Annotated in this window: 11 protein-coding genes, 1 tRNA gene and 1 pseudogene; 8 read left to right on the top strand and 5 right to left on the bottom strand. The window is 67.7% G+C overall.

The annotated features are described in order from the left end of the window. Positions 1 to 96: 96 nt before the first annotated feature. From OH735_RS16980 to OH735_RS16955, 6 genes and pseudogenes are all read left to right on the top strand, one after another. Entirely contained in the window at positions 97 to 1,002 is a 906-nt protein-coding gene (locus tag OH735_RS16980; protein ID WP_406382385.1) for an ABC transporter ATP-binding protein, read from the top strand. Beyond that, positions 999 to 1,841: an ABC transporter permease gene (locus OH735_RS16975; protein WP_406382384.1), complete on the top strand. Its 843-nt coding sequence runs from the start codon at positions 999 to 1,001 to the stop codon at positions 1,839 to 1,841. The genes OH735_RS16980 and OH735_RS16975 overlap by 4 nt, the downstream gene beginning before the upstream one ends. Positions 1,842 to 1,856: 15 nt before the next feature. Continuing rightward, positions 1,857 to 2,843, top strand: a pseudogene (locus tag OH735_RS16970) (LLM class flavin-dependent oxidoreductase). Continuing rightward, entirely contained in the window at positions 2,836 to 3,189 is a 354-nt protein-coding gene (locus OH735_RS16965; RefSeq protein ID WP_406382383.1) for a flavoprotein, read from the top strand. The pseudogene OH735_RS16970 and the gene OH735_RS16965 overlap by 8 nt, the downstream one beginning before the upstream one ends. Positions 3,190 to 3,238: 49 nt before the next feature. Beyond that, positions 3,239 to 3,535 (top strand): transposase, encoded by a 297-nt coding sequence (locus tag OH735_RS16960; RefSeq protein WP_406382382.1) that lies wholly within the window; start codon positions 3,239 to 3,241, stop codon positions 3,533 to 3,535. Positions 3,536 to 3,564: 29 nt separating this feature from the next. Beyond that, positions 3,565 to 4,464: an IS3 family transposase gene (locus OH735_RS16955; protein WP_406382381.1), complete on the top strand. Its 900-nt coding sequence runs from the start codon at positions 3,565 to 3,567 to the stop codon at positions 4,462 to 4,464. Between the two features lie 279 nt (positions 4,465 to 4,743). Here the strand turns inward: OH735_RS16955 and OH735_RS16950 are convergent. Continuing rightward, a tRNA-Pro gene (locus tag OH735_RS16950) sits at positions 4,744 to 4,817 on the bottom strand. A 101-nt stretch (positions 4,818 to 4,918) separates the two neighbouring features. Next, positions 4,919 to 5,857 (bottom strand): metallophosphoesterase, encoded by a 939-nt coding sequence (locus tag OH735_RS16945; protein ID WP_406382380.1) that lies wholly within the window; start codon positions 5,855 to 5,857, stop codon positions 4,919 to 4,921. Positions 5,858 to 5,936: 79 nt separating this feature from the next. On the opposite strand from OH735_RS16945, the gene OH735_RS16940 reads away from it, so the two are divergent. Beyond that, the gene (locus tag OH735_RS16940; protein ID WP_266747048.1) at positions 5,937 to 6,401 is read left to right on the top strand and encodes a GatB/YqeY domain-containing protein; all 465 of its coding nucleotides are present in this window, start codon (positions 5,937 to 5,939) and stop codon (positions 6,399 to 6,401) included. A 185-nt stretch (positions 6,402 to 6,586) separates the two neighbouring features. On the opposite strand, the gene OH735_RS16935 is transcribed toward OH735_RS16940, so the two are convergent. Next, positions 6,587 to 8,821, bottom strand: a complete 2,235-nt coding sequence (locus tag OH735_RS16935; RefSeq protein ID WP_406382379.1) for a transglycosylase domain-containing protein — start codon at positions 8,819 to 8,821, stop codon at positions 6,587 to 6,589. Between the two features lie 386 nt (positions 8,822 to 9,207). Here OH735_RS16935 and OH735_RS16930 point away from each other — a divergent pair, with 386 nt between their 5' ends. Continuing rightward, positions 9,208 to 9,558 carry a WhiB family transcriptional regulator gene (locus OH735_RS16930; RefSeq protein WP_406386599.1) on the top strand — a complete coding sequence of 117 codons (351 nt, stop codon included), beginning with the start codon at positions 9,208 to 9,210 and terminating at the stop codon, positions 9,556 to 9,558. A 14-nt stretch (positions 9,559 to 9,572) separates the two neighbouring features. Here OH735_RS16930 and OH735_RS16925 read toward each other — a convergent pair whose 3' ends face one another. Beyond that, positions 9,573 to 11,099 (bottom strand): ArsA family ATPase, encoded by a 1,527-nt coding sequence (locus tag OH735_RS16925; protein WP_406382378.1) that lies wholly within the window; start codon positions 11,097 to 11,099, stop codon positions 9,573 to 9,575. After that, positions 11,096 to 12,082: an ArsA family ATPase gene (locus tag OH735_RS16920; protein WP_406382377.1), complete on the bottom strand. Its 987-nt coding sequence runs from the start codon at positions 12,080 to 12,082 to the stop codon at positions 11,096 to 11,098. The genes OH735_RS16925 and OH735_RS16920 overlap by 4 nt, the downstream gene beginning before the upstream one ends. Between the last annotated feature and the right edge of the window lie 71 nt (positions 12,083 to 12,153).

Raw genomic sequence — 12,153 nt, 5'->3', positions numbered from 1 at the left:
AGCAGCGGGAGGCCGCCAAACCGAGCGTGTGCACCTGGTGAGCCAGATTCCGCTGGAAGTAGGGCTCTGGCAAGTCCCGCGCCTAGGCTCGGCTGCATGGTTGCTCCCACACCGGCCGACGCCTCGGAGGTTAGGTCGTCCCCTGCGCCCGACCCGCTTGCCGTCAGCGTGCGCGGGCTGCGTATGCGGTACGGCGACAGAGACGTCCTGCGCGGGGTCGACCTCGACATCCGGCGTGGTGAGGTACTGGCGCTGCTCGGTCCGAACGGTGCGGGCAAGAGCACGACCATCGAGATCCTGGAAGGGTTCCGGCGTCGCTCCGATGGCGAGGTCCGCGTGCTCGGGCACGACCCCCAGTATGCCGGAGACGACTGGCGGGCACGGGTCGGGATCGTCATGCAGTCATGGCGGGACCATGCACGATGGCGCGTATGGGAGTTGCTGGACCACTTCGCCCGCTACTACCGCAACGCGCGGACCACCGACGAACTGCTGACGGCCGTCGGCCTGACGGACCAGGCCACGCAGGAGTGTCACAGGCTGTCCGGCGGGCAACGGCGTCGCCTCGACGTCGCCCTGGGCATCATCGGCCGGCCTGAGCTTCTCTTCCTGGACGAACCGACCACTGGGTTCGATCCCGAGTCACGATTCGCCTTCCACGAGCTCATCGAGCGACTTCGTGCCACTGACAACACGACCATCCTACTGACCACACACCACCTGGTGGAGGCCGAGCGCCTGTCCGATTCCATCGCCGTGCTCATCAACGGACGCCTCATCACGTGCGGGCCGGCGGACCAGCTGGTCCGCGAGGTGGGAGCCAAGGCCGAAGTGCGCTGGGTGGAAGAAGGCGCCGTCCAGCGCCAGTTCACGTCCGATCCGTCAAGGCTGGTTTGGGAGCTGCACTGCCGGATCGACGGCCCCATCGACGGGCTGGAGATCCGCCGGCCCACTCTGGAAGACACCTACCTGCGGCTGCTGCGTCAGGAGCAAGTGTCATGAACCGACGTCACATCGCGGCAGGGCTGCACCGCGGGATGATGGAACTGCGCCACATCCGCCGCGACCGCCGCGCTCAGGTGGGGCTCCTTGTGAACCCGCTCATGTTCCTACTCGTGGCGTCGGGGCGTGACGGCGACATCCCCGGTAGCCACGTACCTGCCGCCAACCAGGTTATCGGCGGCGGCATCGCCTCCGTCATCTTCTTGGCGGCTATGACCTGGCTGCCTCAGCAACTGGCCAACGACAGAGAGGACGGAACCCTTCTGCGGCTCCGCGGCACGCCGGGAGGTATACCCGCATATCTGCTGTCCAAGGTCGTGGCGCTCACCGGTACGGCGCTCAGTACCGTCGCGATCCTGCTCATCAGCGGCACTCTGCTGACCGACGCCACGTTGCCCACCGATGTCACCCGCTGGATGACTCTGCTGTGGGTGCTGCTCCTCGGGCTCGCCGCGCTTGCCCCGCTCGGAGCCGCCCTCGGAGCAGTGCTTCCCAGTTCACGCGAAGCGGTCGCGCTGCTGTCCCTTCCGGTCTTCGGGCTCATCTTCATCTCGGGTGTCTTCTATCCGATGAATCAGATGCCTCGGTGGCTTCAGACAGCGGGGGAAGTCTTCCCCCTCGCATGGATGGCAAGAGGAGTGCGTTCAGCGCTCCTCCCCGACAGCGCACTCGCCGCGGAAACCGGTCACAGCTGGCAGCACCTCCAGACGGCTGGTGCGCTGACGGCCTGGCTGCTGGCCGCACTGCTGGTTGCCCCGAGCCTGCTGAGGCGGGCTGCTCGCCAGCAGTCGGGCAGCAGGCTGAGCGCCCGCCGCGAGTTCGCCACCCATCGCTCCTGACCGACAGAGGACACGATGACGTCAATGGAACACAGCACCGGCATCGTCTGCCCGCTGATGGTGGCCGACATCGGCCAGGTGCTGCCGATGGCCCGCCTGCTGCAACAGCGCGGTGGCACGGGCAGGCTCTGGCTCGGCCAGTCCCTGCGGGTGGAGACGCATCAGGTGTTCGCCGCCTTGACGGGTATGGGCGTACGCATCCCCATGGGCAGCGGAGTCGCGTTGGCGCCGCTGCGCCACCCCTACGACGCCGCGATGCAGGCACGGTCCGTGGCAGCGTTGAGCGGCATGCCCTATGTGGCGGGCATAGGCCCTGCCGCGCCGGAATTCCAGAGGTCGCTCCGCAAGGACCCGTACGCCGCGCCTCTCGCCGCCATGCGGGAGTACGTCTCGATCATGCGGCGGCTACTCGCCGACGAGCACGTCGACTTCGCAGGCGATCACTATCACGTGCGGGGCCGGCTGGTGCCTCAGTAGCACTCCGGTGTGGAGCTGGGGCTCGGCGTACTGCGGCCCCGGATGGCGCGACTGGCAGGAGCCGTCGCCGATGTCGCCGTCACATGGATGACGCCGGCTCACTACGTGGCCGACACGTTGGTGCCCGCCCTGGCCGAGGGCGCCACCGCCGCGGACAGGCCCCGGCCGCGAGTGGCCACGATGGTGCACGTCGCCGTGGCCAGACCGGGTCGTGACATCCGGCGCACAGCCCTCGCCGGTGCCGGTGCTCACCTGGGGGCTGCCCACTACACCGACATGCTGCGCAGAGCCGGAGTCGACGCATGGCCGGACGATCCGGCTGCCGGAGCTGACGCACTGGCGAAGTCGGGGGTCTTCGTCTCCGGCTCGGCAGACGACATCGCGCGGGACCTGGACGCTTACCGTCGTTCCGGAGTGGACGAGATCGCGCTCAACCCGGCGGGAGTGATCCAGAGTGAGGGGCTCGGCGCCGCTATGACGGATCTCGAAGAGATCTTCGCCGCGTTGGATCGGCTTCATGGCTGAGTCACCCGTCAGTACTGCGCCCGCGCCCGCCTTCGGTGCCCGCCAACTGCTCTACGTCGGGACCGGATCCCTGGGTGTGATGTTCATGCCGATGTGGTCGCAGTGGCTGCGCACAAGCTATCCGCATCTGGAGGTGCGCACGGTCATTACGCGTTCGGCGGAGCAGTTCGTCACGCGCACGGCACTCACCGTTTTCAGCGGCAGCGAGATCCTGGTGGATGCATGGCCTGACGAGCCGCGTCCGAAGGCCCTGCACGTCGAACTCGCGCAGTGGCCCGACGCCGTGGTGATACACCCCGCGAGCTTTCAATTCGTGAGCAGGCTGGCCCTGGGGATGGCGGACTGAGTCTTCCCTCGTAGCGTAGAGACCGTGACTGCAGGGGAAGTTGGGAGTCATGGCGGAGAAGAGGCGGAAGTTCGACGCGGAGTTCCGTGAGGGGGCTGTGCGGATCGTGACCGAGACCGGGAAGCCGGTCGGGCAGGTCGCGAAGGATTTGGGGATCAACGAGACGAGGCTGGCGAGCTGGGTCTCGCGAGCCCGCAGGGTCGGCGGGGCCGGGGCCGGCCAGGCGGTGGAGAGCGAGGAACTGGTCCGGTTGCGGCGGGAGAACGCCCAGCTGCGGAAGGACAACAAGGAGCTGGTCATGGAGCGTGATGTCCTCAAACGCTGCATGGTCATCTGGGTGAAGTAGCTGCGGCGGACCCGACGGCTGTCGTCGGGGTGATCAGCGACCAGAAGACCGAGTGCAACATTCCGTATCGCGTCTCGTGCCGTGCTCTGGGGGTGTCGGAGGCGTGGTTCTACAAGTGGCACCGGCGCCCTGACCGGCCGACGAAACGCGAGGTGAGACGGGCCGAGCTGGCGGAGAGGATCCGGTATTTCTTCGACCGGTCGGGCAGAACGTACGGCTCGCCGAGGATCACGCTGGATCTGTGGGAGGAGGGCTGGCAGGTGTCGCGGAACACCGTCGCCGACATCATGGCCGAGTTCGGCCTCCAGGGCCGCAGGCCGCCGCGTCGACGCAAGTCGCTGACGCGGCAGGGCAAACGGAAAGCCTCTCCTGACCTGGTGCGACGCGGGTTCGACGCCATCGCTCCGGACGTGCTGTGGTGGGGCGACATGACCGAGATCGACACCGGCGAGGGCAAGCTCTACCTTGCCTCCGTCCACGACGCGTTCTCCCGCCGGGCACTCGGTTACGCCATGGGTTCCCGGCACGACACCTCCCTGGTCAGCGCCGCACTGCAGATGGCGATCGCCACCCGGGGTGGCGAGGTGGACGGCGTGATCTTTCATTCGGACCGCGGCTCGGAATACACCAGTGCGGCGTTCCAGCAGCTCTGCGGCCGGTGGGGCGTGGTGCAGTCGATGGGGCGCGTGGGGTCGGCGCTGGACAACGCCGCCGCGGAGTCGTTCCACTCTGTGCTGAAGGTCGAGTACGTCCACCGGCACCGCTTCGACACCCGGGCCGAGGCCAGGATCAAGACCGCGACCTGGATCACCGACTTCTACAACACGAGGAGGCGCCACAGCGCCGCCGGCGGGCAGCCGCCCGTCACGTTCGAGAACACCATCCAAGAAGCACGCAACCACACCCACCATCAGGGCCAAGTTGCATAACAAGGTCTCTACGAAATCAGGGGATTGACAGGCTCGCTAGATGCACCTGCCGCCTAGGCCCGCCAGATCACCGCCAAGCATCCGCTTGGCGGACCTCACCCCGGCTCCTGTGCTCGACGGCTTCCCCGATGTGTCGCGTGCTGTCTCCGCGGGAGCGGAGGGGCAGCCCGGGAGCCGGATTCCGAAGTTGGCTCCCAAACGGCTCCCAGGAGACCCTGGAAACGAGTCAGGGGCCCGACCCGCTCTCGCGGATCAGGCCCCTGACCTGGTACTACGGCGTCGGGGTGGCGGGATTTGAACCCACGACCTCTTCGTCCCGAACGAAGCGCGCTGCCAAGCTGCGCTACACCCCGATCGTCGTCGGTCTCCCGGCGACATCGATTACTTTAGCCCACCCGCGCCCGCAGACGAAATCCGGTTTATGTGCAGCTGAGGGCGAAGGGGCCGTGGGTGCTCAGGCCCGGGGTGTCAGGGTCAGCAGGGTCGCCTCGGGCGGGCAGGCGAAGCGGACCGGGGTGTAGCGGTTGGTGCCGCAGCCTGCGGAGACGTGGAGGTAGGCGCGGTGATCGTCGACCGAGTGGGTGGAGAGGCCCTTGACCCGGTCCGTGTCCAGGTCGCAGTTGGTGACCAGGGCTCCGTAGAAGGGGATGCAGAGCTGGCCGCCGTGGGTGTGACCGGCCAGGATCAGGGGGTAGCCGTCCATCGTGAAGGCGTCGAGGGAGCGTAGGTAGGGGGCGTGGACCACGCCGATGGAGAGGTCGGCGCCCGTCTCGGGGCCGCCCGACACCTCCGCGTAGCGGTCGCGCTTGATGTGCGGGTCGTCCAGGCCGGTGAAGGCGATCTCCAAGCCGTCGATCTTGAGGCGGCCGCGGGTGTTGGACAGGTCCAGCCAGCCCGCCTCGTCGAAGGCGTCCCGCATCGGTTCCCACGGGTTGTGGGCGACGCCGACCGCGGGGGCGTTCCCGTTGAGGCCGTGCTTGCCCTGGGCCTTCTCGAAGAGGTAGCGGGCGGGGTTGCGGAGCTTGGGGCCGTAGTAGTCGTTCGAGCCGAAGACGTACACGCCCGGGAACTCCATCAGCGGACCGAGTGCGTCGAGCAGCTCGGGTACGGCCTCGGGGTCGGAGAGGTTGTCGCCGGTGTTCACGACGAAGTCCGGACGCAGACCGGCCAGCGACTGCAGCCAGGCGCGCTTCTTGCGCTGGCCGCGCACCATGTGGATGTCGGATACCTGGAGTACGCGCAACGGGCGTGCCCCGTGCGGGAGTACGGGGATGGCCACCCGTCGCAGGCGGAACGAGCGGGCCTCGAATCCGGCGGCGTAGGCGAGGCCGGCTGCGCCGACCGCTGCGCCGACTGCCGTGACTTTCAGGGGTACTCCGTAGCGTGCGCGCATGCGCCCATCGTCGCAGACACCGTGCGGCGGGAAGAAAACCGGCGGGCGGCGGGCGCCCCGTACCTGCCACAATCAGCACATGACCACGCTCAAGTCCAAGCTCAAGGAAGACCTCACCACGGCCATGAAGGCACGTGACGAGCTGACCTCGTCCACGCTCCGACTGACCCTCACCGCCATCACGAAGGAGGAGGTCAGCGGCAAGACGGCGCGCGAGCTCTCCGACGACGAGGTGCAGAAGGTGATCGCGAAGGAGGCGAAGAAGCGCCGCGAGGCCGCCGAGGCCTTCGCTCAGGGCGGCCGGACCGAGCAGGCCGAGCGTGAGAAGGCGGAGGGCGAAATTCTCGACGCGTATCTGCCGAAGCAGCTGAGCGATGACGAGCTGGGCGCGATCGTGACGTCCGCCGTCGAGGAGGCCAAGGCCGCGGGAGCCGAGGGGCCGCGGGCGATGGGCGCCGTCATGAAGATCGTGAACCCGAAGGTCGCGGGACGCGCGGACGGCGGCCGGGTGGCCGCCGCGGTGAAGAAGCTCCTGGCGGGCTGAGCCCGGCGACGCACAAAGGGGACGTACGGAAGAGGGCGTACAGAAGACGACGTACGGAAGGCGACGTACGGAAGAGGGCGTACAGAAGAGGGCGTACAGAGGCGGATGTACGAAGGTGGGGCGCCTGGACCGGGAATGATCTCGGTCCGGGCGCCCCACCTTCATGTGCGTGAGCCGTACGTGGGTCAGGGGCCCTGCGTGCCGCCATTGGTCTGGCCGCGGTGGCCGCCCGTGTTCCCGCCGATCATGTTCGGCGGGACGCTGACGCCGGGGAACGGGTTCTTGTCGCCGGGCTTCTTGCCGGGCTTGCCGGGCTTGGCGCCGCCGGCGCCCGGCCTGCCCCTGTCTTCCTCTTCGTCCCTCGGCGGATCGGGGATGTTCACGGTGTTGAAAACGGGGGCGGCCACTCCATTGAGGGCGCCCGTCATCGCGTCCCGCCAGATCGGTCCGGGGACCTGTCCGCCGTACACCTTGGCCTGGTAGACGCCGCCGATGGTGATGTTCACCATCTTGACGCTCTGGGTCGGGCTGCCGACCCAGACCGCGCCGGACATGTTCGGGGTATAGCCGACGAACCAGGCGTTCAGACGGGCGTCGGTCGTACCGGTCTTGCCCGCGTTGTCGCGGCTGGTGAGCCCCGCCTCCTGACCGGTACCGGAGTCGACCACGCCGCGCAGCAGGGTGTTGATGGTGTCGGCCGTCGTCTCCGTCATCGCCTGTGAGCAGCTGGTCTTGGGTACGGGGAGCGAGGCGCCGTCCGCGGTCCTGACCGACTCGATGGCGACCGGCGTGCAGTACGTGCCGCGGTTGGCGAAAGCGGCGTACGCACTGGCCATCGTCAGCGGAGAGAGCCCCTTCGAGCCGAGTGCGATGGCGGGGGACTGGGGGAGCTTTTCACCGTTGCCCTGCACCACGCCGAGCTTGTCGGTCAACTGCGTAACGGGGCAGAGGCCGATGTCCTCCACCATCTGGATGAAGTAGGTGTTGACCGACTTGGCCATCGCCTCCTTCAGCGCGTAAGGACCGTGCTCCGACTTGTCCTCGTTCGGCACCCGCGCACCGTCCAGGTTCACGTACGGCTTGTCGCAGGTCTGCACCGACGGATAGGGCATCTCGTACGGTGACGAGTAGACCTGGGTCGCGGGCTTCCCCTGCGCTATGGCGGCGGCCGCCACGAACGGCTTGAACGTGGAACCGGTCGGGAAGCCGAAGTTCGAGCCGCCCATGTCCTTGTCGACCGAGTAGTTGTACTGGGTCTCGTTGGGCCCGAAGCCGTACGGCTTGGACTGGCCCATGCCCATGATCTTGCCGGTGCCCGGCTGGACCAGCGTCACGGCCGTCGCGACCTTGTCCGACTTGTAGACGTGGCTCTTGATCGAGGCCTGGACCGACTGCTGGGACTGCGGGTCGAGCGTCGTCCGTATCGTCAGACCGCCCCGGTTCCAGATCTTGGCCCGGTCCTCCTTGGTCTTGCCGAAGGCCGGGTCGGTGAGGAAGACGTTGTGTACGTAGTCACAGAAGAAACCCGCGCCGCTGACGGCGGTGATGCAGCCGTTCTTCGGCTTCTTCACCCTCAGCTTGATCGGGGTCGCCTTCGCCTTGTCGGCCTCGGCCTGCGTGACGTCGCCGACGTCGGCCATCCGCTGGAGCACGGTGTTGCGGCGCTTGGTCGCCTCCGCCGGGTCGTTGACCGGGTCGTAGCGGCTCGGCGACTGCACGATGCCGGCCAGTAGCGCCGCCTCCTCCAGTGTCAGGTCCTTCGCCGACTTGGAGAAGTAGCGCTGGGATGCGGCCTCGACACCGTACGCCTGCTGTCCGAAGAAGGTGATGTTCAGGTAATTCGTCAGGATCCGCTTCTTGCCGAGCTTCTCCTCGACCTGGATCGCGTACTTCAGCTCCTGGATCTTGCGGCCCAGGGTCTGCTGGGTGGCCTGGGCGACCTTGTCCGGGTCGTCACCGGCCTCCTCGACGAAGACGTTCTTCACGTACTGCTGCGTGAGCGTCGACGCGCCCTGCGCGGTCCCGCCCGACTGCACATTGCGGTTCAGCGCGCGCAGGATGCCCTTGAGGTCGACGGCCCCGTGCTTGTAGAAGCGGGCGTCCTCGATCGCGACGATCGCCTTCTGCATGTACGGCGAGATGTCCTTCAGCTCGACCACCGTGCGGTCGCGCGAATACACCGAGGCGATCATTCCGCCTTTGCTGTCCAGGATCGTGGTGCGCTGGCTCAGCGGCGGAGTCTGGAGATTGGCCGGGATCTCGTCGAATCCCTCGACCGTCCCCTTGGTGGCAAGACCCAGTGCACCGGCGGCCGGCAGTGCGATGCCCGCGAGCACAACTCCGGAAAGTGCGGCGACACCGAGGAACTTGGCGGCCTGCTGGGTCGTCGTGAGACCCCCGCCCGAGCGCTTCTTTGGCATGGGGGCAGCCTACGTTCTCATTCGCCGGACACACGTATATGCCTTGGCCTAAGCTGCTCTCAACTGTCACAGCAGTCCCGTTCCGTATCAACCCCCGTGCGCGATCCGGCCACGAGTTCAGGCGCTCCCGAATTCGCCTCCTGTGTCAGTGAACGTCCGTTGTGATCCGGGAAAACTGTCCCGATTCTGCGGGGATAGTCCCGTATGTCCTCGCCTCACTCCCCTGGGTGATCTGCCGCATACGCATAGTCCGTTCGGGCCATTCAAGATTGGGCCCGAAGGGGGTGTTGTGCTGTCGCCGCCTTCCGTAACGTCCTCAACTGGCAGCGGTGAATATGCCGCTACCGCCGTGGGGGAGCCTCGATTCGGGAGAGGACGGCGCCGTGATGGGCTGGGTAACCGACTGGAGTGCGCAGGCAGCCTGCCGCACTACCGATCCGGATGAACTGTTCGTACAAGGGGCAGCGCAGAACAGGGCCAAGGCGGTGTGCACCGGATGTCCGGTGCGGACCGAGTGCCTGGCCGATGCGCTGGACAATCGCGTCGAATTCGGCGTGTGGGGCGGAATGACGGAGCGGGAGCGCCGCGCACTGCTGCGCAGGCGGCCCACCGTCACGTCGTGGCGCCGGCTGCTGGAGACCGCGCGCAGCGAGTACGAGCAGTCCGCGGGCATCCTGCCCGTGGCGATCGGGCTGGGCGACGACGAACTGCACGAGAGGTACGCCGCGGTGGGATAGCGGCGGACGGACGGCTATGCAGCTCCGGCCGGGGAAGAACCGGTCGCGAGCCGGTCCCCGATGGCTCGGAGCCCCGCGAGGTCGTGTACGTCACCGGGCAGCGCGGCCACTGCGGTCACGGCCACCTCGGGGTGCAGCGCGGTGAAGCTGTCGCGTGTGCGCTGTTCGCGCGCGACCACCTGCATTCGTTCCGCGTGCAGCCGCAACAGGCCTGCGGTCAGCTCCTCGACGGAAGCGGCCTCAGGACCTCTTTCCGGGTCTTCTGCTGGGCTCGATCCCCGGTCTGTGTCCGGATCTGTATCCAGGTCTGTACCCGGGTCTGAATCCAGGCCTGTACCCGGACCTGTATTCAGGTTTGCATTCGGGTTTGGTTCGCGGTCTTCGGTGTCCTTGTGCTCGGCCTCGTGCGCGGAACGGTAAGGAAGGGCTGCTGGGGCGGTATTCGGGGTGCCAACGGTTTCGGGAGGCGCGACCGACCAGTCGGCCGGGTCACCAAGTCCAGCCTTCCCTGACGGCTGATCCACAATGCCGACCCCGTCAAGATTTTCTGCGGCTGCCAGGGCGCGCTCGGCGGAGAGCCGGGCGGCGCCGCTGTCATGGACGCGGTTGAGCACCAGACCGGCCAGCGGCATCTTCTCCGCGGCCAGCCGTTCCACGAAGTACGCCGCCTCGCGCAGCGCGTCCCGCTCCGGTGTCGCGACGACGAGGAACGCCGTACCAGGTGCCTGCAGCAGTTTGTACGTGGCGTCGGCCCGGGAACGGAAGCCGCCGAACATGGTGTCCATCGCCGCCACGAAGGTCTGTACGTCGCGCAGGAACTGACCGCCGAGCAGCTTGCCGAGGGTGCCGGTCATCATCGACATGCCCACGTTGAGGAACTTCATCCCCGCCCGGCCGCCCATCTTCGCCGGGGCCATCAACAGTTTGATGAACTTTCCGTCGAGGAACGAACCGAGCCGCTTCGGTGCGTCCAAGAAGTCCAGCGCGGAGCGCGAGGGTGGGGTGTCCACGATGATCAGGTCCCACTCGTTGCGCGCGCGCAGCTGGCCGAGCTTCTCCATCGCCATGTACTCCTGCGTGCCCGCGAAACCGGCCGACAGGGACTGGTAGAAGGGGTTCTCCAGGATCGCGCGGGCTCGCTCGCCGTCCGCGTGTGCCTCGACGATCTCGTCGAAGGTCCGCTTCATGTCGAGCATCATCGCGTGCAGTTCCCCGGCGCCGTCGCCCGTGATGCCCGGTACCTGGCGCGGGATGTTGTCCAGCGAGTCGATGCCCATGGACTGGGCGAGCCTGCGGGCCGGGTCGATGGTCAGGACGACGACCTTGCGACCGCGCTCGGCCGCCCGTACGCCCAGCGCCGCGGCGGTCGTGGTCTTGCCGACTCCGCCCGAACCGCAGCACACGATGATCCGGATGCCGGGGTCGTCGAGCAGCGCGTCGGTGTCCAACGCGGGTGCGGGTGCGGGTGAGGGGTCGGCTGCGGTGGCGGCCTTGCGCGTGTCCGTGGCGGTGGCTTCGGCCGTGTCCGCGTCCTGTCTCATGTGTCCACCCCTTGTCCCTCCTCGTCGCCCACGCCTTGCTTGCGGAGTTCGGTCGCCAGGTCGTACAGCCCGGCCGGGTCCATGCCCTCGCCGATCAGCGGGAGTTCGTACCCCGGCAGCTCCAGGTCCGCGAGCACCGCACGCTGTTCGCGCTCCAGCTCGACCCGCTGGGCGTGCTCGGCGGCCTGCTCGACCAGGGGACGCACGAGCCCCGCGGAACCGGTCACGCCCGCCCGCGTCAGCGCCTTGGCGATCTCCTTGCGGCGGCCGCCGGCAGCGGTGCGCAGCGCGTCCTCGTCCAGCAGATGCGGGCGCACCATGTTCACGATGACCCGGCCGACCGGCAGTTCGGCCGCCCGCAGCTCCGCGATGCCGTCCGCGGTCTCCTGGACCGGCATCTCCTCCAGCAGCGTCACCAGATGGACCGCGGTCTCGGGGGACTTGAGCACCCGCATCACGGCCTGCGCCTGATTGTGTATCGGGCCGATCCGGGCCAGCCCCGCCACCTCGTCGTTCACATTGAGGAAGCGGGTGATGCGTCCGGTGGGAGGGGCGTCCATGATCACGTAGTCGTAGACGTACCGGTTCTGCTTGTCCTTGCGGCGTACGGCTTCGCAGGCCTTGCCGGTCAGCAGCACGTCCCGTACACCGGGCGCGATCGTGGTGGCGAAGTCGATCGCGCCGAGCTTCTTGAGGGCGCGGCCCGCGCTGCCGAGCTTGTAGAACATCTGGAGGTAGTCGAGAAGGGCGCGTTCGGCGTCGATCGCGAGGGCGTACACCTCGCCGCCGCCCGGTGCGACGGCGATCTTGCGCTCCTCGTACGGAAGGGACTCCGTCTCGAAGAGCTGGGCGATGCCCTGCCTGCCCTCGACCTCCACGAGGAGGGTGCGCCTGCCCTCGGTCGCGAGGGCGAGCGCGAGGGCGGCGGCGACCGTGGTCTTACCGGTACCACCCTTGCCGCTGACGACCTGGAACCTGCTCACGTATTCGAGCCTAACCAGTCGGGCCATGGGCTACGCACGAGGCCGTGTGTGCCAGGCGTTACAGTCGGGCC

It is taken from the genome of Streptomyces sp. NBC_01618 (assembly GCF_045209435.1).
Classification (GTDB): Bacteria; Actinomycetota; Actinomycetes; order Streptomycetales; family Streptomycetaceae; genus Streptomyces.
Note: the sequence above shows the minus strand (reverse complement) of the source record. Positions and strands in the feature narration are given on the sequence as shown.

What these genes read in the sequence shown, in the direction of transcription:
- OH735_RS16980 (WP_406382385.1), top strand. Translation starts at nt 97, where the DNA reads ATGGTTGCTCCCACACCGGCCGACGCCTCGGAGGTTAGGTCGTCCCCT.
- OH735_RS16940 (WP_266747048.1), top strand. Translation starts at nt 5,937, where the DNA reads ATGACCACGCTCAAGTCCAAGCTCAAGGAAGACCTCACCACGGCCATG.
- OH735_RS16975 (WP_406382384.1), top strand. Translation starts at nt 999, where the DNA reads ATGAACCGACGTCACATCGCGGCAGGGCTGCACCGCGGGATGATGGAA.
- OH735_RS16935 (WP_406382379.1), bottom strand. Translation starts at nt 8,821, where the DNA reads ATGCCAAAGAAGCGCTCGGGCGGGGGTCTCACGACGACCCAGCAGGCC.
- OH735_RS16965 (WP_406382383.1), top strand. Translation starts at nt 2,836, where the DNA reads ATGGCTGAGTCACCCGTCAGTACTGCGCCCGCGCCCGCCTTCGGTGCC.
- OH735_RS16945 (WP_406382380.1), bottom strand. Translation starts at nt 5,857, where the DNA reads ATGCGCGCACGCTACGGAGTACCCCTGAAAGTCACGGCAGTCGGCGCA.
- OH735_RS16925 (WP_406382378.1), bottom strand. Translation starts at nt 11,099, where the DNA reads ATGAGACAGGACGCGGACACGGCCGAAGCCACCGCCACGGACACGCGC.
- OH735_RS16960 (WP_406382382.1), top strand. Translation starts at nt 3,239, where the DNA reads ATGGCGGAGAAGAGGCGGAAGTTCGACGCGGAGTTCCGTGAGGGGGCT.
- OH735_RS16930 (WP_406386599.1), top strand. Translation starts at nt 9,208, where the DNA reads ATGGGCTGGGTAACCGACTGGAGTGCGCAGGCAGCCTGCCGCACTACC.